The sequence below is a fragment of the Rubrivivax benzoatilyticus JA2 = ATCC BAA-35 genome (assembly GCF_000190375.1).
Classification (GTDB): domain Bacteria; phylum Pseudomonadota; class Gammaproteobacteria; order Burkholderiales; family Burkholderiaceae_C; genus Rubrivivax; species Rubrivivax benzoatilyticus.
The window spans coordinates 23,460-48,670 of sequence record NZ_AEWG01000097.1; the positions used below are offsets into that span (position 1 = coordinate 23,460).

A 25,211-nucleotide genomic window follows, 5' to 3' on the forward strand; every position below is an offset into this window, starting at 1 on the left:
CGGGAGGGAGTTATTCGTTGGTGACGGTGATGACTTCTTCGAGCGAGGTGACGCCCAGGCGCACCTTCACGAGACCGGACTGTCGCAGGTCGCGCACGCCCTCGCGCTGCGCCTGCTCGGCGATGTCCAGCGCCGTGCCCTCGGACAGGATGACACGCTGGATGGCCTCGGTGATCGGCATCACCTGATAGATGCCGACGCGGCCCTTGTAGCCGTTGTTGCAGGCGGAGCAGCCGACCGCACGATACGGCTTCCAGCTTCCGTCCAGATCGGCGTCGGTATACCCCGCCTTGAGCAGCGCCTCGCGCGGATAGTCCGCCGGTTTCTTGCAGACTTCACACAAACGCCGAGCCAGGCGTTGCGCGGTGATCAGCAGCACGCTGGCGGCGATGTTGAACGGCGCCACGCCCATGTTCAGCAGCCGCGTCAGCGTCGTCGGCGCGTCGTTGGTGTGCAGCGTGCTCATCACCAGGTGGCCGGTCTGCGCCGCCTTGATCGCGATGTCGGCGGTTTCCAGGTCGCGGATTTCGCCGACCATGATGATGTCCGGGTCCTGGCGCAGGAAGGCCTTCAGCGCCGCGGAGAAGGTCAGGCCCGCCTTGTCGTTGACGTTGACCTGGTTGATGCCCGGCAGGTTGATCTCGGCCGGGTCCTCGACGGTGGCGATGTTCACGCCCGGCTGGTTGAGGATGTTCAGGCAGGTGTAGAGCGACACCGTCTTGCCGCTGCCGGTCGGCCCGGTGACCAGGATCATCCCGTAGGGCCGCTGGATCGCGGCGAGCAGGCGGTCCTTCTCGACCTTCTCGTAGCCCAGGGCCTCGATGCCCAGGCGCGCCGACGACGGGTCGAGGATCCGGATCACGACCTTCTCGCCGAACAGCGTGGGCAGCGTGCTGACGCGGAAGTCGATCGCCTTGCTGCCGAACTTCAGCTTCATCCGGCCGTCCTGCGGGACCCGCTTCTCGGCGATGTCCATGCGCGAGATGACCTTGATGCGCGAGGCGAGCTTGTCCTTGATGGCGATCGGCGGCTGGGTGATCTCGCGCAGCTCGCCGTCGATGCGGAAACGCACCCGGTAGTTGTACTCGTAGGGCTCGAAGTGCAGGTCGGAGGCGCGCGCGTTGATCGCGTCGATCAGCATCTTCTGCAGGAAGCGCACGACCGGCGCGTCCTCGACCTCGGTGGAGATCTCGGCCTCGGGGCTGGCCGTCGTGTCGTCGCTGACGTCGAAGTCGAAGTCCTCGCCGGCCAGCGACTCGAGCACCTCGGTGGCGCTCTGGCCCTGGGCTTCGAGCTGGCGCATCAGCTTGTCGTACTCGACGATGACCCACTCCGGGGTCAGCTGGGTCGCGAACTTGATGCGCTCGACCGCTTCCTGGTCGGTGGGGTCGGCGGCGCCGATGAACAGCCGGTTGCCGCGTTTGCCGAGCACGATGACCTGGTACTGCGCGGTGGTCTTGGCGTCGAGCAGGTTGCGCGGCAGCTTCTGCGTGTCGACGGCGTTCAGGTCCAGCAGCGGCAGAGCCAGCGCGCCCGACAGCGCATGCGCCAGCTCGTCGGGCTTGAGCGCGCCCGCGGCGACGACCGCCGAGACGAAGCCGGTCTTGCGCTCGCGCGCGCTGCGCGCCAGGTCTTCCGCGGTGCGCGCGTTGAGCTTGCCGGCATGCACCAGCACCCGGGCGACACCGGACAAGGCGGTCTGCTGGGGCTCGACGGTGGTGTCTGGCGGCATGTGCAGTCAGTGCGTGCGGGGCATAACCGGACGATCATCGCCGATACCGCCCCCCCGTGTAAACGCCGAAGGACGGCCGCGCGCGACCGTCCGTGACCGCTTCCGCTCAGCCCATGAACAACGCGGCCAGCAGCACCCCGACCGGTATCGAAACGTAAGGCGGCTGGCGCCAGCGCAGCACCAGCAGCGCCGCGGCCAGCGTCAGTGCCGCGCAGCCCAGCGGCTGGGCGGCCAGCGGCAGCTTCCACCACAGCGTCGCGGCGGCGCCGGCGATCAGCCCGACGACGGCGCAGCGCACGCCGATCATCGTGTGCTGGAAGCCGCGCAGGCCGCGCAGCCGGTCGGCCGCGCCGTCGACGCCGACGGCGATGATGGCCGTCGGCGTGTAGACGCCGATCGTCGCCGCCAGCGCGCCGGCCAGGCCGGCGATCTCCATGCCGGTGAAGGTCGCGATGCCGACGATGGGCCCCGGCGTCAGCTGGCTGGCGGCCAGCCCGGCGGTGAAGCCGGCGTGGTCCAGCCAGCCCAGGCGATCGACGATCAGGCCTTCGAGCAGCGGCACCATCACCAGCGCGCCGCCGAACAGCGTCGTCGCGATGCCGCCGAAGGCCAGCGCCAGCCGTGCCACCGTGTCCTGCGGCAGCAGCGCCGGCATCAGCTGGAACAGCGCCAGCGCCGCCGGCGCCAGGCACAGCAGGATGCGCGACGGCGCCATCGGCGGGCTGCTGGGTGCGGGTGCGGCCTTGGGGGCCGGCCAGAACAGGCGGCTGATCAGCCCGCCGGCGGCCAGCACCAGGATCGACGCCGACCAGAACGGCAGCGCCAGCAGCGCCACCGCGGCGGCCACCGCCAGCGCCTTGTCGCGTGGCGCCGGCGTCGCCTTCTTCGACTGGTTCCAGGCGGTCTGCGCGAGGATCATCGCCAGCGGCGGCAGCACGCCGACGATCACCGCCTGCAGCAGCGCCGGATGCCCGGCCAGCGCCGCGTAGCCGGCCCACAGCGCGACCAGGATCACGAAGCTCGGCAGCACGATGCCGGCCAGCGCCGCGGCGAAGCCCGTCCAGCCGCCGAGCCGGTGGCCCATCACCGCCAGCGCGTTGACGGCCTGCGGCCCGGGCAGCATCGCGACCAGCGCGATCAGGTCGAGGAAGTCCTTCTCTGCGATCCAGCCGCGGCGGTTCACGAAACGCTGCTGCGCCTGGGCGAGCAGCGCCATGAAGCCGCCCCAGGCGGTGAGGCCGAGCACGGCGCAGTCGGCGAACAGGCGCAGCGCGCTGTATCCCGGCGGCGCGGCCGGGACGGAGGCTGGGCGGGTGGCGGGCATCAGGCGGTCACGGCGCGGCTGCGGATCTCGGCCAGCAGGTCCTCCTGCGGCTTGCGTGCCGCGGCGTCGGCCGGCGGCAGCGTCTCGCGGGCCTGCGCCTTGCGCCGGCGGTTCTCGGCGTCCAGCGCGGCCAGCGCCGCTTCATCGTAGCGCCGGGCCTCGCGGTCCTGGCCGACGAAGTGCAGCTCGTAGCCGAGCTCGGCGAGCGAGGCGCCGGCCACCGACTCGAAGTCGACGATGTCGTCGGTGCTCATCTCGGCCAGCCATTTGCGGCTGTTGCCGGCCATCACCGGCTTGCGCACGTTCTCCCACATCCGGCCCGACGAGGCCGTGCGGTCGGCCTCCTCGGAGCCGTGGTAGTCGAGCATCGAGGCGTGGAACTCGATGCCCAGCCAGGCGCACAGGCGGCGCAGCGACGGCTCCGGCGCGGTGGTCAGCGACTCGTAGGACAGCGCCAGGAAGCGGTCGGCCGGCACGCGCCGGCCGCAGGCCAGCGCCAGCTGCTGTTCGGCATGCCACTGGCGCGCGACGTGGAAGGCGGTCTTCTCGCCGACGACGGCCTTCATGAACGACAGGCAGACGTCGCGCCCGTCGCGGTACAGGTAGAGGTAGCGCGCGTCGTCGCCGAAGTAGCGTTCGATCTCGGGCAGGAAGTGCACGTTGGCCAGCGACTTGCACACCCAGTCGGGCTTGCCGGCGGCCTCGGCCATGCGGTCCATCACGGCGCCGAAGACGGCGACCAGGCTGCGTTCGCGGCAGCGGCGATGCAGGTCGGCACGCTCCAGCGTCACCGGCCAGGGCACCGGATTGGCTTCGACGAGACGGGCGACGTCGTCGACCAGGGTCGCGAACGCGGCGTCGCCCTGGAGGTTGCCGTACAGCGACAGCAGCGGCGCGAAACGTTCGAGCACGTGCGGCGGATGCGGTGCCGCGAGGCTGGGCGCCTGGTTGAGCATCAGGCGCAGCAGGTTGGATCCGGAACGCTGGGTTCCGACCATGAAGATCTTCACGAGGGGGCTCTCCGATGACGGCGCAAAGTCGGGCGGGCGCGGCCCGCGCCGCGGCCGCGCCCGACGGAAAGACCGCCCCCTGGTGTCAGGCAGTCGTGGCGACGCGGAAGACGCGCACCGCGTCGACCAGCGTCTGGGCCTGTTGTTTCAGGCTCTCGGTGGCCGCGGTCGTCTGCTCGACCAGTGCGGCGTTCTGTTGCGTGACCTGGTCGAGCTGCGTCACCGCGTCGTTGACCTGGCCGATGCCGCCCGTCTGCTCGACGGTGGCCTGGCTGATCTCCTGGATCAGTTGCGACACGCGCTGCACCTGGGTGACGATGTCGGTCATCGTCGTGCCGGCCTCGCCGACGAGGCGGGCGCCGACCTCGACGCGCTCGACGCTGGCGCCGATCAGGCCCTTGATCTCGCGTGCCGCCTCGGCGCTGCGCTGGGCCAGCGAGCGCACCTCGCCGGCGACGACCGCGAAGCCGCGGCCCTGCTCGCCGGCGCGGGCGGCCTCGACCGCGGCATTGAGCGCCAGGATGTTGGTCTGGAACGCGATGCCGTCGATGACGCCGATGATGTCGGCGATCTTGCGCGAGCTCGCGGTGATCTCCTGCATCGTGCTGACGACCTCGGTCACGACCTCGCCGCCGCGCGTGGCCGCGGCGCTGGCCGAACCGGCCATCTGGGCCGCGGCGCGCGCGGTGTCGGTGTTGTTGCGCACCGTCGAGTTCAGCTGCTCCATCGACGCCGCCGTCTGCTGCAGGCTGGAGGCCTGCTGCTCGGTGCGGCTGCTGAGGTCGGCCGTGCCGGTGGCGATCTCGGCGGACGCGGTCTGCAGCGTCTCGGCGGCCTCGCGCACCTGGTTCATCGTCCGGCTGAGATTGGCGTTGACCGTCTCCAGCGCATGCAGCACGCGGCCGACCTCGTCGTTCGCGTCGACCTCGACGCGGCGCGTCAGGTCGCCGGCGGCCACGGCCTGGGCCACCTCGACGGCACGCTCGAGCGGGCGGGTGATGCTGCGCTGGATGCGCCAGGCGACCACGGCGCCGAACACCAGCGCCGTCGCCGCAAGGCCGACGATCAGCGCCACGGCGCGCTGGTAGGCCTCGTCGGCGGCCAGATTGCGCTGGCGCGAGGATTCCTTGATCGCCTCGACCACCTCGCCGAGCGCGCCGATGTGGGCGAGCTGGGCCGGGCGGAGTTCGGCGCGCACGACTTCGGCGGCGCCGGCGAGATCGTCGGACATCGAGCGCTCGACCGCCTTCTCGGCCGGGGCGCGTGTCGCGGCCATGGCCCGCTGGGCCTTGTCGAACGCGGCCTTGATCTGGGGCTCGTCGGCGAGCAGCTCGTCCAGCGCCTTGGCGGTGCGGTCGTAGTCCTCGCGCGCCTTGCGCATCAGGTCGATCTCCTTCTTCTTGAAGGCCATGTCGTCCTGCAGCACGACGTCGCGGATCGCCATGCCCTGGAAACGCGCCAGGTCGCGGAGGTTGCCGGCCAGGCGTTCGGGCGCCTCGCCGGTGACGGCGGCCAGGTCGGCCTTGATCGCCGACAGCCGGGTCAGCGAGATCGTGCTGATCAGCGCCATCAGCGCCAGCACGGTGGCGAATCCGAGCGCGAGCCGGACACCGACCTTCATGTTCTTGAACATCGAAACGACTCCCTGGGGTGAAGTGCGGTGCCGAGGCGGGCCGGCCTGGGCGGCCGGCCCTGCCTTCACTTGGCCGTCAGGCCGGCGTGGATGACGCCGATCGGCTTGCCGCCGTCGAGCACCGGGGCGGAGACGTGCACGCTGGGGATCTGCGTCGTCGTGTCCGGCTTGATCTCGTCGGCCGCCCAGGGCTGGCCCTTCAGCGCGTTGGCGAACACCGGGCGGGTCGCGTTGTTGTAGATCAGCGGCTTGGTGCTGCCGGCGACGATGTTGCCCTTCTGGTCGCGCAGCAGGATCTTGTTGATCGTCGGGTCGGCCTGTTCCCACTTGACGATCAGCTGGCTGGCCTTGCCGCCCAGCATCGCCTTGACGAGCGGGTCGCTGTCGGGCAGGTCGACCCACTTGCCGTTGTTCATGCCCGAGGCGTCGCGGGTGTTGGCCTCGCGCACGGTGGCGATCACCACCGGGTCCGCCGCCATCTCCACGAGGCGCTTCTTGGCGCGCTCGACCTTGGCCTGCACGTCGGCGGGCAGTTCGGCGGCGGCGACGAAGCCGGTGCCGCAGGCCAGCAGGGCGGCGGTGATCACGAGACGGCGTGCGGGACGAAAACGATGCATGGCAGAGCTCCTGTGGACGGCGGGCCCGGTTCGGGCAGGCATTGAGTTCACGTCATCGGCAGACGTCCGCGCGAATTAAGTAGTTTCCGCATGTCGATATGCCGGTTCATTAGGTTCTTGTTTCAGATCATCTGGTGTGATGGGCGGACGCCCTACGGCGATGTCATCGGAGCTCTGTTGGGAACGTCGTTGAACGTTGAATGTCAGGGGCGTGTCGAGGGCGAGCGGCCTTCTTCAAGGTGAGAACAGGTTCACGCCGGAGATGGCAGAGGCCATGGAGGTCGCCGTCGGTGCAGCAAGACGGCGTGACAAATTGCCGTCCATTCGCTGTCTTGTTCCCTATGGAGGCGTTCAACTCGCGAGTCGTGAATTCGTGATGAATTCGATGGTTGTTCGCCATGGAGTTCGGTCATCATCGCATCATCAATTCAGATGATGAGCGAATGCCTTCGGCATGGGTCGATGCGGCGCTTACGGCGGCCGGGGCCGTGCCGGCGTGCTGCCTGGCGCAGCGGCGGTCGGGCGGCGCGAAAGAGGGGGCAATTGCGCTGGCGCGTGGGCGACGAGCCGGGTGCCGCGACGCTGTGATCCGTGCGGTCCGTGGTCGCGGACGCCGGAAAGAACAATGCCCCAGCCGCCGTGAGGCGCTGGGGCATCGATGATGGGGTTCTTCGTGTCAGCGCGTCTGCTGCGCTTTGGGCGACCGTGTCGCCCGGAGACGAAGAAGAAAGAAGTCTGGTCGGGGTGAGAGGATTCGAACCTCCGGCCTCTACGTCCCGAACGTAGCGCTCTACCAGGCTAAGCTACACCCCGATTCGGCACCGGCTGCAAGAGCTTGTCTTGCGTTGGGCCTCTCGTCTCGGCTGCTCAAGTCACGAAGACCGGTGAACAGCGCGAAAACAGAATTCTAGCAGAGCTTCGCGGGCTTTGGAAACAGGCAGCAGCTCGAGCGTTGCGCGGGCGATGTCGGCCTGGGCCTGGGCGGCCTCTCGCGTGGCCTCCAGCGCACCCGTGCGACGCACGATGTCGATGATCTGCTGCAGGCGTTCGAGCTCGCCGTGCTCGATCGCGTGGCGGATCAGCTCGCGCTCCTCGGCCGTGCCGCGTTCCATCGCGATCAGCAGCGGCAACGTCGGCTTGCCTTCGCGAAGGTCGTCGCCGACGTTCTTGCCGAGCTCGCTGGCGTTGCCTTCGTAGTCCAGCAGGTCGTCGACCAGCTGGAACGCGGTGCCCAGCGAGCGGCCGTAGTCGGCGCAGGCTTCCTCGACTTCCGCCGAGGCGCCGGCCAGCACCGCGCCCAGGCGGGCGCTGGCCTCGAACAGCTTGGCGGTCTTGAAGCGGATGACACGCAGATACTCGTCGACCGCGAGGTCGGCGTCGTGCATGTTCATCAGCTGCAGGACCTCGCCCTCGGCGATGACGTTGGTCGCCTCGGCCAGCACCTCGAGCACGCGCATGCTCTTGACCGAGACCATCATCTGGAACGAGCGCGAGTACAGGAAGTCGCCGACCAGCACCGCCGCAGCGTTGCCGAACATCGAGTTCGCGGTTGCGCGGCCGCGGCGCAGCGAGGACTCGTCGACGACGTCGTCGTGCAGCAGCGTCGAGGTGTGGATCAGCTCGACGACGGCAGCCAGCTCGTAGCGCTCCGGCCCGCGAAAGCCCAGGGCCTCCGAGAACAGCAGCAGCAGGCGGGGACGCATGCGCTTGCCGCCGGCGCTGATGATGTAGCTGGCGATCTGGTCGATCAGCGCCACCTTCGACGACAGCCGGGCGCGCAGGACGGCGTCGACCTGGCGCATGGCGGCGTCCATCGGGTCGTCGACGTGAGAGAGGGAATCGGTGGTCTGGAGCACGGAACGCGCCGGTTGATTCGGCCGGATTATAGGAAGGCGCCCTGTTCGCTGTCCGTCGGAGGGCGGACACCGTCGGGGCGGCGGGCGCCGTGTCGTCCTGCACGGGCGGGTGCCGATCGACGGGGCCGGCCATGCTATACTGAAAGGCTTCGTGCTGTTTGTGGTCTGTCACAGGGCGTCAAGCACACGAAGGTTCAACAGAAGGAAGGCACACATGTACGCGGTCATAAAAACCGGTGGCAAGCAATACAAGGTTGCTGCTGGCGAAAAGATCAAGGTAGAACAGATTGCTGCGGACGTGGGCCAGGAAATCGTGATCGAGCAGGTGCTGGCCGTCGGCAACGGCGCTGACCTGCAGATCGGGGCTCCCTGGGTCGCGGGTGCAAGCGTGAAGGCCACGGTCGTGGCGCACGGCCGGCACGACAAGGTGCGCATCTTCAAGATGCGTCGCCGCAAGCACTACCAGAAGCACGGCGGCCACCGCCAGAACTACACCGAGCTGGAAATCGGCTCCGTGAACGTCTGAAGGAGCAGTAAACCATGGCACAGAAAAAGGGCGGCGGCTCAACCCGCAACGGTCGCGACTCCAAGCCGAAGATGCTCGGCGTGAAGGTGTTCGGCGGCCAGGTCATCTCGGCCGGCTCGATCATCGTTCGCCAGCGCGGCACGCGCTTCCACGCCGGCGTCAACGTCGGCATGGGCCGCGACCACACGCTGTTCGCGCTCGTCGATGGCAACGTCTCGTTTGCCGTCAAGGGCGAGAAGAACCGTCACACGGTCAACGTCACGCCGGTCTGAGGCCGACGTCACCGTGAACCCGAAGCCCCGGCCCGCCGGGGCTTTGTCTTTTTAGAATCGCGCACCATGAAGTTCGTAGACGAAGCCACCATCGACATCGCCGCGGGCAACGGCGGCGCCGGCTGCGTCAGCTTCCGGCGCGAGAAGTTCATCCCGTTCGGCGGCCCCAACGGCGGCGACGGCGGGCGCGGCGGCAGCGTCTGGGCGCACGCCGACCGCAACATCAACACGCTGATCGACTACCGCTACGCGCGCCGCCACGAGGCGCGCAACGGCGAGTCCGGCCGCGGCGCGGACCAGTTCGGTGCCGCCGGCGAGGACATCGTGCTGCGCATGCCGGTCGGCACCATCGTCACCGACCTGGACAGCGGCGAGGTGCTGTGCGAGCTGCTCGAGCACGACCAGCGCGTGCTGCTCGCCAAGGGCGGTGACGGCGGCTTCGGCAACCTGCACTTCAAGACCAGCACCAACCGCGCCCCCCGGCAGAAGACGCCCGGCTGGCCCGGCGAGGCGCGCAAGGTCAAGCTCGAGCTGCGCGTGCTGGCCGACGTCGGCCTGCTGGGCATGCCCAACGCCGGCAAGAGCACGCTGATCTCGGCGATCTCCAACGCCCGGCCGAAGATCGCCGACTACCCGTTCACGACGCTGCACCCGAACCTGGGTGTCGTGCGTGTCGGCCCGGAGCGCAGCTTCGTCGTCGCCGACATCCCCGGTCTGATCGAAGGCGCCAGCGAAGGCGCGGGCCTCGGCCACCGCTTCCTGCGCCACCTGCAGCGCACGCGGCTCTTGCTGCACATCGTCGACATCGCGCCGTTCGACGAAGGCGTCGACCCGGTGCAGCAGGCCAAGGCCATCGTCGCCGAGCTGAAGAAGTACGACCCCGAGCTGCACGCCAAGCCGCGCTGGCTGGTGCTGAACAAGGTCGACATGCTGCCGGCCGAGGAACGCGAGGCGCGCGTCAAGGACTTCGTCAAGCGGCTGCGCTACAAGGGGCCGGTCTACGTGATCTCGGCGCTGGCGCGCGAGGGGCTGGAGCCGCTGGTCGAGGGCATCTGGAAACACGTCGCCAGCTACCAGCAGGAAGCCCCGCTGCCCGACCCGCGCTTCGACAACCCGCCTGCCGAATGAGCACCGTTCTCGCGACCGCCCGCCGCATCGTCGTCAAGGTCGGCTCCAGCCTCGTCACCAACGAGGGTCGGGGCGTCGACGCCGAGGCGATCGGCAACTGGTCGCGGCAGCTCGCCGCCCTGGCGCGCGACGGCCGCGAGGTCGTGATGGTGTCCAGCGGCGCGATCGCCGAGGGCATGAAGCGCCTGGGCTGGACGACGCGTCCCAAGGAGCTCAACGAGCTTCAGGCCGCCGCCGCCGTCGGCCAGATGGGCCTGGCTCAGATGTACGAGACGCGGCTGTCCGAGCAGGGCCTGCGCAGCGCCCAGGTGCTGCTGACGCATGCCGACCTGGCCGACCGCGAGCGCTACCTCAACGCACGTTCGACGCTGCTGACGCTGCTCGCGCTGGGCGTCGTGCCGGTGATCAACGAGAACGACACGGTCGTCACCGACGAGATCAAGTTCGGCGACAACGACACGCTGGGTGCGCTGGTCGCCAACCTGATCGAAGCCGACGCGCTGGTCATCCTGACCGACCAGCGCGGCCTGTACTCGGCCGACCCGCGCAAGGACCCCGAGGCGCGTTTCATCGACGTCGCCACTGCCGGCGACCCGGCGCTGGAGCAGATGGCCGGCGGCGCCGGTTCGAGCATCGGCCGCGGCGGCATGATCACCAAGGTGCTGGCAGCCAAACGCGCTGCCGGCAGTGGCGCCTCCACCGTCATCGCCTGGGGCCGCGAGCCCGAGGTGCTGCTGCGCCTGGCGCGCGGCGAGGCGATCGGCAGCGCGCTGGTCGCCGGCACGCCGAAGTTCGCGGCGCGCAAGCAGTGGATGATCGACCACCTGCAGCTGCGCGGTGCGGTCGTCGTCGACGCCGGCGCGGCGCTGAAGCTGCGCGAGGACGGCAAGAGCCTGCTGCCGATCGGCGTCGTCGAGGTCCAGGGCGAGTTCGCGCGTGGCGACGTCATCGCGGTGCTGGCGCCGGCCGGCGAGGTGATCGCGCGCGGTCTGGCCAACTACTCGTCAGCCGAGGCGCGGCTCATCGCGCGCCATGCGTCGTCGCAGATCGAGTCTCTGCTGGGCTACGCCAACGAGCCCGAGATGATCCACCGGACCAACCTGGTCCTGGTCTGATCGTTCAGCGCGGGGCGGCCGGCTCCGGCGCCGCGCGCGGCGCCTCGTCGTCGCGGTGCGTGCGCAGCCCGGCGCGCAGGTAGCGGTTGTGCGTGTTCTGGCGCGGCAGGTAGCGCGCGAGCTCGGTCAACGCCATCTCGTAGACGCCGCGCTTGAACTCGATGACGACGTCCAGCGGCACCCAGTAGTCGTTCCAGCGCCAGGCGTCGAACTCCGGATGGTCGGTGGCGCGCAGGTTCATGTCGCTGTCGCGCCCGACCAGGCGCAGCAGGAACCAGATCTGCTTCTGGCCGCGGTAGTGGCCGCGCGCGTCGCGGCGGATGTAGTGCTCGGGCACCTCGTAGCGCAGCCAGTCGCGCGTGCGACCCATGATCTGCACGTGCTCGGGCTTGAGGCCCACCTCTTCATGCAACTCACGGAACATCGCCTGCTCGGGCGACTCCCCGTGCTTGATGCCGCCCTGCGGAAACTGCCAGGAGTGGGTGCGCAAGCGCTTGCCCCAGAAAACCTGGTTTTTCGCATTCAGCAGCACGATGCCGACGTTGGGCCGGAAGCCCTCCCGGTCGAGCATAATCGGACCCCGAATCTGTGACTCAGATCATTATTGCACCGGGCAGGTGCGGCACAAAGGCTCTCGGTTTCCCGCACGCGGGCGGCAGCCGAACCGCACGGTCCGGGCCGCGCCCATGAAAGCCTCCCAGACCTTCATCTCCACCCTCAAGGAAGCTCCCGCCGACGCGGAAATCGTCAGCCACAAGCTGATGATGCGCGCGGGCATGATCAAGCGCCTCGGCGCCGGCATCTACAACTACATGCCGATGGGCTTGCGGGTCATCCGCAAGGTCGAGGCCATCATCCGCGAGGAGATGAACCGCGCCGGCGCCGTCGAGCTGCTGATGCCGGTGGTGCAGCCGGCCGAGCTCTGGATGGAGACCGGCCGCTTCCAGGCCTACGGCCCCGAGCTGCTGCGCGTGAAGGACCGCCACGACCGCGACTTCGTCATCCAGCCGACGAGCGAAGAGGTCATCACCGACATCGCGCGCCAGGAGCTGCGCAGCTACAAGCAGCTGCCACGCACCTTCTATCACGTGCAGACCAAGTTCCGCGACGAGCGCCGTCCGCGCTTCGGCGTCATGCGCGGCCGCGAGTTCACGATGAAGGACGCCTACTCCTTCGACCGCGACAAGGCTTCGGCGCTGAAGAGCTACGACACGATGTACCGCGCCTACTGCGCGATCTTCGACCGCTTCGGCCTGACCTACCGCGCGGTGGCGGCCGACACCGGCGCGATCGGCGGCGACGCCTCGCACGAGTTCCAGGTCATCGCCGACACCGGCGAGGACGCGATCGTCTACTGCCCGACCAGCGACTACGCCGCCAACATCGAGCTCGCCGAGGCGGTTTCGCTGATCGCCGAACGCGCGGCGCCGACGCAAACGATGGCCAAGACGCCGACACCGGGCAAGAGCACCTGCGAGGACGTCGCGGCGCTGTTCGGCATTGCGCTGCAGAACACCGTCAAGTCGCTGGTGCTGGCCACCGACGAGAAGGACGAGGCCGGCGACATCGTCAAGACGACGGTCTGGCTGCTGCTCGTCCGTGGCGACCACGCGCTCAACGAGATCAAGGCCGGCAAGCTGCCGGGCCTGAAGGCCGGCTTCCGCTTTGCCACCGTCGCCGAGATCGAGGACCACTTCGGCTGCAAGCCGGGTTACCTCGGCCCGATCGGGCTGAAGAAGCCGGTCAAGGTGGTTGCCGACCGAACCGTCGCGAACATGAGCGACTTCGTCTGCGGCGCCAACGAGCCCGACTTCCACATCGCTGGCGTCAACTGGGGCCGCGACCTGCCCGAGCCGGACCTCGTCGCCGACATCCGCAACGTCGTGGCCGGCGATCCGTCGCCGGACGGCCAGGGTGTGCTCGCGATCCAGCGCGGCATCGAGGTCGGCCACGTCTTCTACCTCGGCACGAAGAAGTACAGCGAGCCGATGGGCGCGACCTATCTCGACGAGAACGGCAAGCCGCAGCCCTTCGAGATGGGCTGCTACGGCATCGGCGTGACGCGCATCCTGGGCGCGGCGATCGAGCAGAACCACGACGAGCGCGGGATCATCTGGCCGGACGCGATCGCGCCGTTCACGGTGGCCGTCTGCCCGATCGGCTACGACCGCAGTGCCGACGTGAAGGCCGCTGCCGACCAGCTGCACGACGAGCTCGCGGCGCTGGGCATCGACGTCGTGCTCGACGACCGTGGCGAGCGCCCCGGCGCGATGTTCGCCGACTGGGAGCTGATCGGCGTGCCGCACCGCGTCGTCGTCTCCGACCGCGGCCTGAAGGCCGGCACGGTCGAGGTCCAGGGCCGGCGCGAGACGGCGGCCCACACGGTGCCGCTGGCCGAGGCCGTCGCCTTCGTGAAGGGCCGCCTGAAGGCATGATCGGCCGCCGCGCGCTGCTGGCCCTGCCGCTGGCGGCGGCCTGCGGCGCGGCGCGGGCCGGCGCGCAGGTCGAGGAGCCGCTGGCCGACTCGGTGCGCAGCGCGCTGGCCGCGGCCGTGGCCGACGGTGCCCCGCCCAAGCCGAGTTTCGCCCGCGTCGAGGACCGACTCGCCTACCTGCGCTGGCTGAGCGCGGCGAGCGAGAAGTTGAAGCGCCGCAAGAGCGAGAACCGCACGCGTGTCGAGTTCCTCGAGACCGTCTGGTACGAGAGCCGGCGCGCCGGGCTGGAGACCTCGCTGGTGCTCGGCCTGGTCCAGGTCGAGAGCGGCTTCCGCAAGTACGCGATCAGCCGCGCCGGCGCACGCGGCTACATGCAGGTGATGCCGTTCTGGGCGCGCCTGATCGGCGACGGCGACGCCAGCCGGCTGTTCCACATGCAGACCAACCTGCGTTTCGGTTGCGTCATCCTGCGCCACTACCTCGACGTCGAGCGTGGCGACCTGTTCATGGCGCTGGGCCGCTACAACGGCAGCCGTGGCCGGGCCGAGTACCCGAACATGGTGTTCGGCGCGCGCCGCGCCTGGGACATCAAGGCCTGATCTACAGGCCGCGCCACTCGCGCGGTGTCGCGCCGTCGAGCTGCAGCAGCGAGAGCACGCGCTCGACGCCGTCGTCGACGATCTCGGCCACCGTCTGTGGCCGGTGGTAGAAGGCCGGCAGCGGCGGGAAGACGATCGCGCCCATCTCGGTGGCGGCCGTCATGTTGCGCAGGTGCGCCAGGTTCAGCGGCGTCTCGCGCACCATCAGCACGAGGCGCCGGCGCTCCTTCAGCGCGACGTCGGCGGCACGTGTCAGCAGGTTGTCGGCCAGGCCGTGGGCGACCGCGGCCAGCGTCTTCATCGAGCACGGCGCGACGACCATCGCCGAGGTGCCGAAGCTGCCGCTGGCGACACAGGCGCCGACGTCGCCGGGCGCGTACGAGTGGTCGGCCAGCGCCTCGAGGTCGCCGCGCGACAGGCCCAGCTCGTGGTGGGCGTTGAGCACGCCGGCCGGCGTCGCCACCAGGTGGGTCTCGACGCCCAGCGCCCGCGCGCGCTCCAGCAGCCGCACGCCGTAGACGGCGCCGCTGGCGCCGGTGATGCCGACGACGAGCCGCTGGTGCGGCATCAGGCCTTGGCCAGCAGCTGCTGCAGCTCGCCCGACTGGTACATCTCCATCATGATGTCCGAGCCGCCGACGAACTCGCCGTCGACGTAGAGCTGCGGGATCGTCGGCCACTGGGCATAGTCCTTGATGCCCTGGCGCACTTCCTCGTCCTCGAGGACGTTGAAGGTCTTGAACTCTTCCACGCCGCAGGCCTTCAGCACCTGCACCGCGCGGCCCGAGAAGCCGCACATCGGGAACTGGGCCGTGCCCTTCATGAAGAGCATCACGCGGTTGCCCTTGACCAGTTCGTCGATGCGTTGTTGAACGTCGCTCATGGCTGTCTGCCGCCGTCTGTCTTGGAAAGGCGGCAAGGATAAGCGATCACGGCGCCGGCCTCGGGCCGGCCCCGCGAAGCCCGCACGCGACTCAGAACGAGTAGCGCAGCCCCAGCTGGAGCACCGGCGCGAGCTGCATCTCGCGCAGCGCGCCGTCCAGCGCCTGCTCGCCGAGCAGCACACGCCCGGGGCGCAGGCTGCCGGGCCGGTCGGCGACAAGCCCGATGTCGGCACTGAAGGCCCAGGCGCCGTCGCGCGGGCCGGCGCTGTAGCCGAGCCCGAGGTAGGGCATCGTCTCGGTATCGTCGGCCAGCCCCGGCGGCGGAGCCGCCAACCCGAGCCGAGGCGTCGACGGCGGCCCGAGCGGCAGCCCGCGGCCGCTGAAGGCCACGCCGCCCGTGGCGCGCAGCCCGCCGGTCCAGGACCGGATGCGCAGGCCGGGCGTGTCGAAGTAGTAGTCGCCGAGCAGCGAGCCCGCCTCGCGCATGCCTCCGGCGAGCGTCACCGGGGCCAGCGTCGTCGCGCCGAGTTGCGCACGGGCCTGCCAGCGGGGCCACACCTGGTCGCTGTCGGGTGGGTTCAGGCCGTCGGCGGCCACGGCGAAACCGGCGAGGGCAAAGCCCGCGACCGTCACGGGAGCGGATCGCATGCGCATGGCAGGACTCCTCGTGCAGAAGACTTCATCATGCTCCGATGCGCCCGCCGCAGCAGGAATCCACGCGACGAATCGTGACATGCGCGCCGTGTGCCGCGCGCGGTGCGGCGTTTCAGCGACGTCCGCCGGTGCAGCGCGGCTGGCCGCCGAGGTCGCGGCGTGTCGACACCTGGGTGAAACCCGCTCCGGCGAGCAGCGCCTGCACCGCGTCGGCCTGGTCGTAACCGTGTTCCAGCAGCAGCCAGCCGCCGGGCTCCAGATGCGCCTGCGCAGCGCTGACGATCGCGCGCAGCGCGTCCAGCCCGTCGCCCTCCGGCGTCAGCGCGCCACGCGGCTCGTGCTGAAGCGCCGTCAGGTGCGGGTCGGCGCCGGCGATGTAGGGCGGGTTGGACAGCACGAGGTCGAAGCGCCGGCCGGCCAGCGGCGACCACCATTCGCCATGCACGAACTCGATTTCCAGACCGAGGCGGCCGGCGTTGTCGGCGGCGACGGCCAGCGCCTCGGCGCTGCGGTCGGTGGCGGTCAGGCTGGCCTGCGGACGCGCGTTTTTCACCGCCAGCGCGATCGCGCCGCTGCCGGTGCCCAGGTCGGCCACGCGTGCCGGCGCGCCGGGCGGCAGCAGCTCCAGCGCCCAGTCGACCAGCACCTCGGTGTCCGGCCGCGGCACCAGCACGTCGGGCGTGACGCGCAAGGTCAGGCCGTGGAACTCGCGTTCGCCGACGAGATAGGCGAACGGCACGCCGGCGGCACGTCGGGCGAGGTCCGCGGTGAAGGCGGTTGCCGTCGCTGCGCTCAGCAGGTCTTCGTCGTGGGCCAGCAGCCAGGCGCGCGAGCGCCCGAGGCGGTGCGCCAGCAGCAGCTGGGTGTCCAGCCGGTCGACGCCGAGTTCACGTCCGGCGGCCAGCGCGTCGGCGATGCGCATCAGCGCTCCCCGGTCTCGAGCTGCGCGAGCTGCTCGGCCGCGCGGGCGGCCTTCAGTGCCGCGACGACGTCGTCGAGCTCGCCGTCCATGATCTGGCCGAGCTTGTACAGCGTCAGGTTGATGCGGTGGTCGGTCAGCCGCCCTTGCGGGAAGTTGTAGGTGCGGATGCGGTCGCTGCGGTCGCCGCTGCCGACCAGGCTCTTGCGCGTCGCGGCTTCCTTGGCGGCGCGTTCGGCGCGGTCCTTCTCGCGCAGGCGCGCGGCCAGCACCGCCATCGCCTTGGCCTTGTTGCGGTGCTGCGAGCGGTCGTCCTGGCACTCGGCGACGATGCCGGTGGGCAGGTGGGTGATGCGGATCGCGCTGTCGGTCTTGTTGACGTGCTGGCCGCCGGCGCCGCTGGCGCGGAAGGTGTCGATGCGCAGCTCGGCCGGGTTCAGCTGAACCTCCTCGGCCTCGTCGGGCTCGGGCATCACGGCCACCGTGCAGGCGCTGGTGTGGATGCGGCCCTGGGCCTCGGTGGCCGGCACACGCTGCACGCGGTGGCCGCCGGACTCGAAACGCAGGGTGCCGAAGACGTCGGTGCCGTCGACTTTCAGCACCAGCTCCTTGTAGCCGCCGAGCTCGGATTCGCTGGCGCTCATCACCTCGACACGCCAGCCCTGGCGCTCGAAATAACGCAGGTACATGCGCGCCAGGTCGCCGGCGAACAGCGCCGACTCGTCGCCGCCGGTGCCGGCGCGGATCTCGACGAAGGCGTTGCGTGCGTCGTCCGGGTCGCGCGGGATCAGCGCCAGCTGCAGCTCGTGCTCCAGGCGCGCGAGGTCGGCTTCGGCGTCGACGACTTCCTGCTCGGCCATCGCCGCCATCTCGGCGTCGCTTTCGGCGACGAGCATCTCGCGCGCCGCAGCCAGATCCTGTTCGCGCTGCAGGTAGCGCCGCCAGCGGCCGACGACGTCGGCGACCTCGGACTGCTCGCGCGACAGCGTGCGCAGCCGCTTGACGTCGGCGGCGACCTGCGGGTCGGCCAGCAGGGCGTCGAGTTCGGCGAGACGCATCCCCAGGCGCTCGAACCGTTGCCGAAGCGAATCGTTCATCGTCGTTCCAACGTGAAAACGCCCGGGCCCGCGGACAGCGGGCCCGGGCGACGGGGAGGGGGCTCTAGCGCTCGGCGCTGGTGGCGCGCGAACTCTGGCGCAGGAACAGGCGCGAGACGGTCTCGGCGAGATGCTCACGCTCGCTGCCGTCGGCGGCGTGCAACTCGGCCAGCGTGCCGTGCAGCATCTTGTGCGTCAGGCCGCGCGACAGCGCTTCGAGCACGCTGTCGATCGGCTCGCCGCGCGCCAGCAGGCGGCGCGCACGCTGCATCTCGATGGCGGTCCAGTCCTCGGCCTGGCGGTTCAGGGCCTGGATCAGCGGCACCGCGGCGCGCTGGTCCAGCCAGTGCGCGAAGCTCTGCACGCCGGCGTCGATGATGGCCTCGGCCTGCTGGACGGCGGCCTGGCGCTTCTCGCCTGCGGACTGGACGACGGCCGACAGGTCGTCGACCGTGTACATGTAGACATCGCGCAGCTTGGCGACCTCGGGCTCGATGTCGCGCGGCACGGCCAGGTCGACCATGAACATCGGGCGATGGCGGCGCTGCTTCAGCGCGCTCTCGACCGCGCCCAGGCCGATGATCGGCAGCGAACTGGCGGTGCAGGAGATGACGGCGTCGAACTCGTGCAGGCGCTGCGGCAGGTCGGCCAGGCGCAGCGCCTGGGCGCCGAAGCGGCTGGCCAGATGCTCGCCGCGTTCCAGCGTGCGGTTGGCGATCGCCATGCTGCGCGGCGTGCGCGCCGAGAAATGCGTGGCCACCAGCTCGATCATCTCGCCGGCGCCGACGAACAGCACATGGATGTCGGCCAGGTCCTCGAAGATCTGCGAGGCCAGGCGCACGGCTGCGGCGGCCATGCTGATCGAGTGCGAGCCGATCTCGGTGGCGGTGCGCACTTCCTTGGCGACCGAGAACGAGCGCTGGAACAGCTGGTGCAGCGTCGTGCCCAGCGTGCCGGCTTCGTCGGCCTGGCGCACGGCCTGCTTCATCTGGCCGAGGATCTGGGGCTCGCCCAGCACCATCGAGTCCAGGCCGGAGGCGACGCGGAAGGCGTGGCGCGCGGCGTCACGGTTCTCGCGCACGTAGGTGTGCGACTGCAGGTGGCCGCCGCTGACGCCGCCTTGTTCGGCCAGCCAGTCCATCGTCGGCCGCACCAGCTCGTGCACGGTCTTCGGATCGGCTGCGACGTACAGCTCGGTGCGGTTGCACGTCGACACCAGCGCGGCTTCGGGCGTCGCGATGTGCAGGCGTTCACGCAGAGCACGCAACGCCGACGGCATCTGTTCCGGCGCGAATGCGAGCCGCCCGCGAAGATCCAGCGGGGCGGAGTGGTGATTGAGGCCGAGGGTGAAGACGCTCACGGAGCAGGATTGTAGGAGGCGGCCGACAGGAAGCGAGGGGTCAGGCTTGAGCAGGGTCAAAGCGAGCGTCCGGGGCAGAATCGAGTCCGATGGGACCCCTGGACGCTTTCTGGCACGTGCTCAACTTCGTTCTGCCGGCGCTGGCCGTCGCCTCGTTGGCGGCCGGCGCGGCAAAACTGCTCTGGCGTCGCGAACTGAACACAGTGTCCTGGGCCCGGCTGGCGCGCGACGCCTCGCTCGCCAACCTCGCCGTGCTCTTGGCCGGCCTGCTGCTCACGCGGCACGACGGGCGCATGCTGACCTACGGCGCGATGGTGCTGGCCTGCGCCGCCACGCTGTGGTGGCGCGGTTTCGGCCCGGGGCGCCGCTGAGCCGCATCGCGCTCAGTCCGCCAGCACCGGCGTGCCGCGCAGCGAGTGCGGCAGCGCCTCGGTGATCGTCACGTCCAGCATCTGGCCGATCAGCCGCGACGGGGTCGGGCCGCCGTCGAAGTTGACGATGCGGTTGCACTCGGTGCGGCCCATCAGCTCCTGCGGGTTCTTCTTCGACGGGCCTTCGACGAGGATGGTCTGGCGCGTGCCGACACGCGAGGCGCTGATGCGGCGCACGTTGGCCTCGATCGCCGCCTGCAGCGTCTGCAGCCGCGCGAGCTTGAGTTCCTGCGGCGTGTCGTCGTCCAGCGCCGCGGCCGGCGTGCCCGGGCGCTGGCTGTAGACGAAGCTGAAGCTGGCGTCGTAGCCGACGTCGTCGATCAGCTTCATCGTCTTCGCGAAGTCGTCCTCGGTCTCGCCGGGGAAGCCGACGATGAAGTCCGACGACAGGCTGATGCCGGGGCGCTGCTCGCGCAGCTTGCGGATCGTGCTCTTGTATTCGAGCGCGGTGTAGCCGCGTTTCATCGCCGAGAGGATGCGGTCGCTGCCGTGCTGCACCGGCAGGTGCAGGTGCGAGACCAGCTTCGGGATGCGGCCGTAGGCCTCGATCAGGCGCTGCGTGAACTCGTTCGGGTGGCTGGTCGTGAAGCGGATGCGCTCGATGCCCGGCACCTCGGCCACGTACTCCAGCAGCAGCGCCAGGTCGGCGATCTCGCCGGACTCTCCCATCGCGCCGCGGTAGGCGTTGACGTTCTGGCCCAGCAGCGTCACTTCCTTGACGCCGCGGTCGGCGAGGTCGGCGACTTCGGTCAGCACGTCCTCGAACGGCCGGCTCACTTCCTCGCCGCGCGTGTAGGGCACGACGCAGTAGGTGCAGTACTTGGAGCAGCCTTCCATGATCGAGACGAAGGCGCTGGCACCTTCGATGCGCGGCGGCGGCAGGTGGTCGAACTTCTCGATCTCCGGGAAGCTGATGTCGACCTGCGGCCGGCGCTCGTTGCTGCGCGCGGCGATCATCTGCGGCAGCCGGTGCAGCGTCTGCGGGCCGAAGACCATGTCGACGTAGGGCGCGCGCTCGATGATCGCCGCGCCTTCCTGGCTGGCGACGCAGCCGCCGACGCCGATCAGCACGCCTTTCTTCTTCAGGTGCTTGACGCGGCCGAGGTCGCTGAAGACCTTCTCCTGCGCCTTCTCGCGCACCGAGCAGGTGTTGAACAGCACGAGGTCGGCCTGCTCGGGGTCGTCGGTGGGCTCGTAGCCGCCGGCGGCGTTGAGCACGTCGGCCATCTTGGCCGAGTCGTACTCGTTCATCTGGCAGCCGAAGGTGCGGATGTAGACCTTTTTCATGTCACTGGGTCCAGGTCTGGGACTGGGGCTCGAAGCGCCACTTGGCGGCTTCCTCGGCGGTCTTCGGCCAGCGCTTGGCGCGTTCGCTGGCGTTGAGGATCCAGACGTCGAGCAACTGGCCGCGCAGCTCCCGCGTGTAGTTCACGACGAGCTTCTGGCCGGTGAGGCTGGCCGACAGCACGATCAGGTTGTTCTCGCCGCGGATGCGCGCGCCCGGCGCGAGCAGCGCTGGCTGCCCGTTGAGCAGCACCGCGGGGGCCTGGGTGACCACGAGCTCGCCGCGCAGCGAGTTCGGTGCCAGCTTGCGCTGCACGACGATCTGCGCGCTGGCGGGCAGGGAGACGGCAGCGACCAGCGTTGCCAGCGTGACACAGCGGAGCATGGTGTGGATCCAGTGGCCGTGAAACGTAAAACGGCCCGAGGCGGTGAACCTCGGGCCGGTATCTGGTGGCGCTTCAGGGACTTGAACCCCGGACCTGCGGATTATGATTCCGTCGCTCTAACCAACTGAGCTAAAGCGCCTGAGCCCAGCAGTATAACAAGGCTCTCGCCAACTCGTCACCTCCGATGTTCAGCTTTTTCAAGAAGAAGGTCACACCGGCCCCGGCCGCCCCCGTCGAGCCGACGCCCGCCGAGGCCTCGGAGCAGGCTCCGGCGCTGTCGGATGACGAGCTCGAGCGTGCGGCGCTGGCGGCGGCGCCGGAGCCCGAGGCCGTGCCCGGACCGGCGCCCGTCGAGGTCGCTCCGGTGGCCGAGGTGCCGGCCGTGGCCGAGCCGCGCTCGCGCTGGCTCGACCGGCTGAAGCTCGGCTTGCGCAAGACCGGCAGCAGCATCACGCAGGTCTTCACCGGCACGAAGATCGACGATGCGCTGTACGAGGACCTGGAGTCGGCGCTGCTGGTGGCCGATGCCGGTGTCGGCGCGACGCAGTACCTGCTGCAGGACCTGAAGCGCCGTGTGAAGGAGGCCAAGGCCACCGAGCCGGCGGTCGTCAAGGCGCTGCTCGCCGACGCCGTGGCCGAGCTGCTGGCGCCGCTGCAGAAGCCGCTGGTCATCGGCCAGCAGACGCCGACCGTCGTGATGGTGGCCGGCGTCAACGGTGCCGGCAAGACGACGACGATCGGCAAGCTGACGCGCCATCTGGCCGAGTCCGACCGCCGTGTGCTGTTGGCTGCGGCCGACACCTTCCGCGCCGCGGCGCGCGAGCAGCTCGCCGTCTGGGCCGACCGCAACCGCGTCGAGATCGTCAGCCAGCAGGGCGGCGACCCGGCCGCGGTGAGCTTCGACGCCGTCACCGCCGGCCGCGCGCGCGGCTGCGACGTCGTCATCGCCGACACCGCCGGGCGCCTGCCGACGCAGCTGCACCTGATGGACGAGCTGAAGAAGATCAAGCGCACGATCGGCAAGGCGCAGGAGGGTGCGCCGCACGAGGTGCTGCTGGTCATCGACGGCAACACCGGCCAGAACGCGCTGGCCCAGGTGAAGGCCTTCGACGCCGCGCTGGGCCTCACCGGCTTGATCGTCACCAAGCTCGACGGCACCGCCAAGGGCGGCGTGCTGGCCGCGATCGCCCGCTGGTGCGCCGAGCAGGGCCGCGTCGTGCCGGTCTACTTCATCGGCGTCGGCGAGCGGCTGGAAGACCTGCAGACCTTCGACGCGCGGGAATTCGCGAACGCGCTGCTGGGGTGAGCCCGGACGTGAACGGTCCGGTGGACCGTTCGCGCCTGGCGAAGAGCCGAAAGAACGGGGTCAGAAAGAACGGGGTCAGGTCTTGAGAGACCTGACCCCGTGCTGTTCGCGGCTGTTCGTGACCCCGTCTGTTCGGTGGTGCGCAGCGCTGGCCGTGTGAAAGCGCGCCGGCTCAGCCGCCCATCCCCGGCGGCAGCATGCCCTTCATGCCGCCCATGCGCTTCATCATCTTCATCAGGCCGCCGCCCTTCATCTTCTTCATCACGCCCTGCATCTGCTCGAACTGGTTGAGCAGGCGGTTGACTTCCTGGACGTGAACGCCGGCGCCGGCGGCGATGCGGCGTTTGCGGCTGGCCTTGATCAGCTCGGGCTTGCGCCGCTCCAGCGCCGTCATCGAGTTGATGATGCCTTCCATGCGGCGGACGTCGCGCTCCGCCTTGTCCATGTCGGCGCCCTTGGCCTTGGCGGTGATCTGGGTGGGCAGCTTGTCCATCAGCCCGGCCAGGCCGCCCATCTTCTTCATCTGGCTGATCTGCGAGAGGAAGTCGTTGAGGTCGAAGCCGCCGGACTTGACCTTGTCGGCGAGCTTCTGCGCTTCCTTCAGGTCGACGCCCTTCTGCACCTCCTCGACCAGGGCGACGATGTCGCCCATGCCGAGCACGCGCCCGGCGTGGCGTTCGGCGTCGAAGACCTCCAGCCCGTCGATCTTCTCGGACACGCCGGCGAACTTGATCGGTGCGCCGGCGACCTGGCGCACCGACAGCGCCGCGCCGCCGCGCGAGTCGCCGTCGAGCTTGGTCAGCACGATGCCCGACAGCGGCAGCGCCTCCTTGAAGGCCTTGGCGGTGTTGATCGCGTCCTGGCCCTGCATCGCGTCGACGACGAACAGCGTCTCGACCGGCTTCAGCGTGGCGTGCAACTCGCGGATCTCGGCCATCAGCGCCTCGTCGATCGCCAGCCGGCCGGCGGTGTCGACGAGCAGCACGTCGAAATAGTGGCGCTTGGCGTGGTCCAGCGCGGCCAGCGCGATGTCGCGCGGCTTGTCGCTCGGCGCGCTCGGGAACCACTCGGCGCCGGCCTGCTTGGTGACCGTCTTCAGCTGGTCGATGGCGGCCGGGCGGTAGACGTCGGCGGAGACCGTCAGCACCTTCTTCTTGCGCCGCTCGATCAGGTGCTTGGCCAGCTTGGCGGTGGTCGTCGTCTTGCCGGCGCCTTGCAGGCCGGCCATCAGGATGACCGCCGGCGGCTGGACCGCGAGGTTCAGGTCGGCGACACCGTCGCCCATCGTCGCGGCGAGTTCCTTGTGGACGATGCCGACCAGGGCCTGGCCCGGGTTCAGCGAGCCGGCGACCTCCTGGCCGAGCGCCTTGTCCTTGACGCGGGCGATGAAGTCGCGCACCACCGGCAGCGCGACGTCGGCCTCGAGCAGGGCCATGCGCACTTCGCGCAGCATGTCCTGCACGTTGCCTTCGGTGATGCGGGCCTGGCCGCGCATCGTCTTGACCAGCCTCGAAAGCCGGTCTGATAGGTTCGAGGCCATCGCCGCTTCAGGCCGGGAACGGCCTGCAAAAAGTACACTGTCAGCATGATTCTATCGAGTGCCTCTCCCGTGGTGAGCGGTGGCCTGCCGCTGTTCGTCGCGCTGCTGGCGATCGCCGGCTACGTTGTCGCCGCGCTGCCCCTGGCCAAGTCGGGCCGCATCTGGATCGCCGCGCTGCACGTCGGCTGGATCGCCCACCTCGCGGCGCTGGTGCTCGACATCGGCGGCATCGGCCAGGAGGTGCCCGGTGCACGGGTCGGTTTCGGCCCGGTGCTGTCGCTGACGGTCTGGCTGGTGATGGCGGTGCACACGGTGGAGAACCGCTTCATGCCGCTGCCGGCGGTGCGTCGCTGGCTGGCGGTCTGCGGTGCGGTCGTCGTCGTGCTGGCGGCGCTGTTCCCGGGCGAGCCGCACCAGTACCACTCGCCGCTGGCGCCGCTGCACTTCGCGCTCGGTGTCGGCTCGTACAGCCTGTTCGGCGCCGCGGTCGTGCACGCGATGATGCTCGACGCCAGCGAGCGCCGGCTGCGCGAGCACTCCGGCATCCACCAGGCGCGCACCGGCATGCCGCTGCTGCTGCTCGAGCGCCTGACCTTCCGCTTCGTCGAGGCCGGCTTCTCGGTGCTGACGGCGACGATCGCGCTGGGCGCGCTGACCTCGGTTGGCTGGCGCTGGGACCACAAGGTGGTGTTCTCGCTGCTCGGCTGGGCGGTGTTCGCGGCGCTGCTCGTCGGCCGCCACCGCCAGGGCTGGCGCGGCCGCCAGGCCACGCGCTGGGTCTATGTCGGCGCGGTGCTGCTGCTGCTGGCGTATGCCGGCTCGCGCTTCGTCTTCGAGGTGCTGCTGGGGCGGCCGCCGGCGTGAAGTACCTGCTCGTCATCGCCGTCGTCGGCTTCGTGCTCTGGCTGATGTTCGGCCGCGGTCGTGGCCGCGAGGCTGCGGCGCCGGCCCGGCGCGCCCGCGGCGCCGCGGCGCCGGCGCAGCCGCAGGAGATGGTCGAATGCGCCCGCTGTGGCGTGCACCTGCCGGCCGACGAGGCGCTCGCCGACGTCGCCGGCCGCCGCTACTGCAGCGAGGCGCACCGCCTCGCCGGGCCGCGCTAGG

At 69.9% G+C, this 25,211-nt stretch carries 26 protein-coding genes and 2 tRNA genes; 10 read left to right on the forward strand and 18 right to left on the reverse strand.

Translation table 11 applies throughout. The annotated features are described in order from the left end of the window. Positions 1-10: 10 nt before the first annotated feature. The 7 genes from pilB to RBXJA2T_RS11455 form a co-directional block, all read right to left on the reverse strand. Positions 11-1,732, reverse strand: coding sequence for a type IV-A pilus assembly ATPase PilB (pilB, locus tag RBXJA2T_RS11425; protein WP_009857530.1), 1,722 nt, complete (start codon positions 1,730-1,732; stop codon positions 11-13). 106 nt (positions 1,733-1,838) lie between these two features. Next, complete coding sequence (gene chrA / locus RBXJA2T_RS11430; RefSeq protein WP_009857531.1) at positions 1,839-3,056, reverse strand: chromate efflux transporter; 1,218 nt, start codon at positions 3,054-3,056, stop codon at positions 1,839-1,841. Further along, positions 3,056-4,066: a sulfotransferase family protein gene (locus RBXJA2T_RS11435; protein WP_009857532.1), complete on the reverse strand. Its 1,011-nt coding sequence runs from the start codon at positions 4,064-4,066 to the stop codon at positions 3,056-3,058. The genes chrA and RBXJA2T_RS11435 overlap by 1 nt, the downstream gene beginning before the upstream one ends. An 85-nt stretch (positions 4,067-4,151) precedes the next feature. After that, positions 4,152-5,699: a methyl-accepting chemotaxis protein gene (locus tag RBXJA2T_RS20945; RefSeq protein WP_009857533.1), complete on the reverse strand. Its 1,548-nt coding sequence runs from the start codon at positions 5,697-5,699 to the stop codon at positions 4,152-4,154. A gap of 65 nt (positions 5,700-5,764) precedes the next feature. Continuing rightward, positions 5,765-6,316 (reverse strand): hypothetical protein, encoded by a 552-nt coding sequence (locus RBXJA2T_RS11445; RefSeq protein WP_009857534.1) that lies wholly within the window; start codon positions 6,314-6,316, stop codon positions 5,765-5,767. A gap of 736 nt (positions 6,317-7,052) precedes the next feature. Next, positions 7,053-7,129 (reverse strand) — tRNA-Pro (locus RBXJA2T_RS11450). 59 nt (positions 7,130-7,188) lie between these two features. Beyond that, positions 7,189-8,130 (reverse strand): polyprenyl synthetase family protein, encoded by a 942-nt coding sequence (locus RBXJA2T_RS11455; RefSeq protein ID WP_009857535.1) that lies wholly within the window; start codon positions 8,128-8,130, stop codon positions 7,189-7,191. Positions 8,131-8,386: 256 nt separating this feature from the next. On the opposite strand from RBXJA2T_RS11455, the gene rplU reads away from it, so the two are divergent. From rplU to proB, 4 genes are all read left to right on the forward strand, one after another. After that, entirely contained in the window at positions 8,387-8,698 is a 312-nt protein-coding gene (rplU, locus tag RBXJA2T_RS11460; RefSeq protein ID WP_009857536.1) for a 50S ribosomal protein L21, read from the forward strand. Between the two features lie 14 nt (positions 8,699-8,712). Next, a complete protein-coding gene (gene rpmA, locus RBXJA2T_RS11465) occupies positions 8,713-8,970 on the forward strand; it encodes a 50S ribosomal protein L27 (RefSeq protein ID WP_009857537.1) in 258 nt (85 codons plus the stop codon). 66 nt (positions 8,971-9,036) lie between these two features. Further along, positions 9,037-10,098, forward strand: coding sequence for an Obg family GTPase CgtA (gene cgtA / locus RBXJA2T_RS11470; RefSeq protein ID WP_009857538.1), 1,062 nt, complete (start codon positions 9,037-9,039; stop codon positions 10,096-10,098). Further along, complete coding sequence (gene proB, locus RBXJA2T_RS11475) at positions 10,095-11,213, forward strand: glutamate 5-kinase (RefSeq protein ID WP_009857539.1); 1,119 nt, start codon at positions 10,095-10,097, stop codon at positions 11,211-11,213. Before cgtA ends, proB begins: the two co-directional genes overlap by 4 nt. 4 nt (positions 11,214-11,217) lie before the next feature. On the opposite strand, the gene RBXJA2T_RS11480 is transcribed toward proB, so the two are convergent. Further along, positions 11,218-11,784 (reverse strand): RNA pyrophosphohydrolase, encoded by a 567-nt coding sequence (locus tag RBXJA2T_RS11480; RefSeq protein ID WP_009857540.1) that lies wholly within the window; start codon positions 11,782-11,784, stop codon positions 11,218-11,220. A 115-nt stretch (positions 11,785-11,899) separates the two neighbouring features. Between RBXJA2T_RS11480 and RBXJA2T_RS11485 the strand changes: the two genes are divergently transcribed. Both RBXJA2T_RS11485 and RBXJA2T_RS11490 read left to right on the forward strand, forming a co-directional pair. Then, positions 11,900-13,648 (forward strand): proline--tRNA ligase, encoded by a 1,749-nt coding sequence (locus RBXJA2T_RS11485; protein WP_009857541.1) that lies wholly within the window; start codon positions 11,900-11,902, stop codon positions 13,646-13,648. Further along, positions 13,645-14,247 (forward strand): lytic transglycosylase domain-containing protein, encoded by a 603-nt coding sequence (locus RBXJA2T_RS11490; protein WP_009857542.1) that lies wholly within the window; start codon positions 13,645-13,647, stop codon positions 14,245-14,247. The genes RBXJA2T_RS11485 and RBXJA2T_RS11490 overlap by 4 nt, the downstream gene beginning before the upstream one ends. A 1-nt stretch (position 14,248) precedes the next feature. Here RBXJA2T_RS11490 and RBXJA2T_RS11495 read toward each other — a convergent pair whose 3' ends face one another. The 6 genes from RBXJA2T_RS11495 to hemA all read right to left on the reverse strand — a co-directional run bounded on the left by RBXJA2T_RS11495 (position 14,249) and on the right by hemA (position 19,160). Next, entirely contained in the window at positions 14,249-14,815 is a 567-nt protein-coding gene (locus tag RBXJA2T_RS11495; protein ID WP_009857543.1) for a UbiX family flavin prenyltransferase, read from the reverse strand. Further along, positions 14,815-15,129, reverse strand: coding sequence for a Grx4 family monothiol glutaredoxin (gene grxD / locus RBXJA2T_RS11500; RefSeq protein ID WP_009857544.1), 315 nt, complete (start codon positions 15,127-15,129; stop codon positions 14,815-14,817). The genes RBXJA2T_RS11495 and grxD overlap by 1 nt, the downstream gene beginning before the upstream one ends. A gap of 91 nt (positions 15,130-15,220) precedes the next feature. After that, positions 15,221-15,778: a hypothetical protein gene (locus RBXJA2T_RS11505; protein WP_230269363.1), complete on the reverse strand. Its 558-nt coding sequence runs from the start codon at positions 15,776-15,778 to the stop codon at positions 15,221-15,223. Positions 15,779-15,896: 118 nt separating this feature from the next. Next, complete coding sequence (gene prmC / locus RBXJA2T_RS11510) at positions 15,897-16,706, reverse strand: peptide chain release factor N(5)-glutamine methyltransferase (RefSeq protein WP_009857546.1); 810 nt, start codon at positions 16,704-16,706, stop codon at positions 15,897-15,899. After that, the gene (gene prfA, locus RBXJA2T_RS11515; RefSeq protein ID WP_029718540.1) at positions 16,706-17,800 is read right to left on the reverse strand and encodes a peptide chain release factor 1; all 1,095 of its coding nucleotides are present in this window, start codon (positions 17,798-17,800) and stop codon (positions 16,706-16,708) included. The genes prmC and prfA overlap by 1 nt, the downstream gene beginning before the upstream one ends. A 64-nt stretch (positions 17,801-17,864) precedes the next feature. Further along, on the reverse strand, positions 17,865-19,160 hold the full coding sequence (gene hemA / locus RBXJA2T_RS11520) for a glutamyl-tRNA reductase (protein WP_029718539.1): 1,296 nt from the start codon (positions 19,158-19,160) through the stop codon (positions 17,865-17,867). A gap of 89 nt (positions 19,161-19,249) precedes the next feature. Here hemA and RBXJA2T_RS11525 point away from each other — a divergent pair, with 89 nt between their 5' ends. Beyond that, a complete protein-coding gene (locus tag RBXJA2T_RS11525; RefSeq protein WP_009857549.1) occupies positions 19,250-19,531 on the forward strand; it encodes a hypothetical protein in 282 nt (93 codons plus the stop codon). A 12-nt stretch (positions 19,532-19,543) separates the two neighbouring features. Here RBXJA2T_RS11525 and miaB read toward each other — a convergent pair whose 3' ends face one another. The 3 genes from miaB to RBXJA2T_RS11540 form a co-directional block, all read right to left on the reverse strand. After that, complete coding sequence (gene miaB / locus RBXJA2T_RS11530) at positions 19,544-20,878, reverse strand: tRNA (N6-isopentenyl adenosine(37)-C2)-methylthiotransferase MiaB (RefSeq protein ID WP_009857550.1); 1,335 nt, start codon at positions 20,876-20,878, stop codon at positions 19,544-19,546. A gap of 1 nt (position 20,879) precedes the next feature. Then, complete coding sequence (locus tag RBXJA2T_RS11535) at positions 20,880-21,260, reverse strand: hypothetical protein (protein WP_009857551.1); 381 nt, start codon at positions 21,258-21,260, stop codon at positions 20,880-20,882. 63 nt (positions 21,261-21,323) lie between these two features. After that, positions 21,324-21,400: transfer RNA gene (locus RBXJA2T_RS11540), tRNA-Met, on the reverse strand. Between the two features lie 45 nt (positions 21,401-21,445). On the opposite strand from RBXJA2T_RS11540, the gene ftsY reads away from it, so the two are divergent. Beyond that, a complete protein-coding gene (gene ftsY / locus RBXJA2T_RS11545; protein WP_009857552.1) occupies positions 21,446-22,567 on the forward strand; it encodes a signal recognition particle-docking protein FtsY in 1,122 nt (373 codons plus the stop codon). A gap of 172 nt (positions 22,568-22,739) precedes the next feature. On the opposite strand, the gene ffh is transcribed toward ftsY, so the two are convergent. Then, positions 22,740-24,107: a signal recognition particle protein gene (gene ffh, locus RBXJA2T_RS11550; RefSeq protein ID WP_029718538.1), complete on the reverse strand. Its 1,368-nt coding sequence runs from the start codon at positions 24,105-24,107 to the stop codon at positions 22,740-22,742. A gap of 45 nt (positions 24,108-24,152) precedes the next feature. Between ffh and RBXJA2T_RS11555 the strand changes: the two genes are divergently transcribed. After that, entirely contained in the window at positions 24,153-24,971 is an 819-nt protein-coding gene (locus RBXJA2T_RS11555; RefSeq protein WP_029718537.1) for a cytochrome C assembly family protein, read from the forward strand. Continuing rightward, entirely contained in the window at positions 24,968-25,210 is a 243-nt protein-coding gene (locus RBXJA2T_RS11560; RefSeq protein WP_009857555.1) for a PP0621 family protein, read from the forward strand. The genes RBXJA2T_RS11555 and RBXJA2T_RS11560 overlap by 4 nt, the downstream gene beginning before the upstream one ends. The last annotated feature ends 1 nt before the right edge of the window (position 25,211 follow it).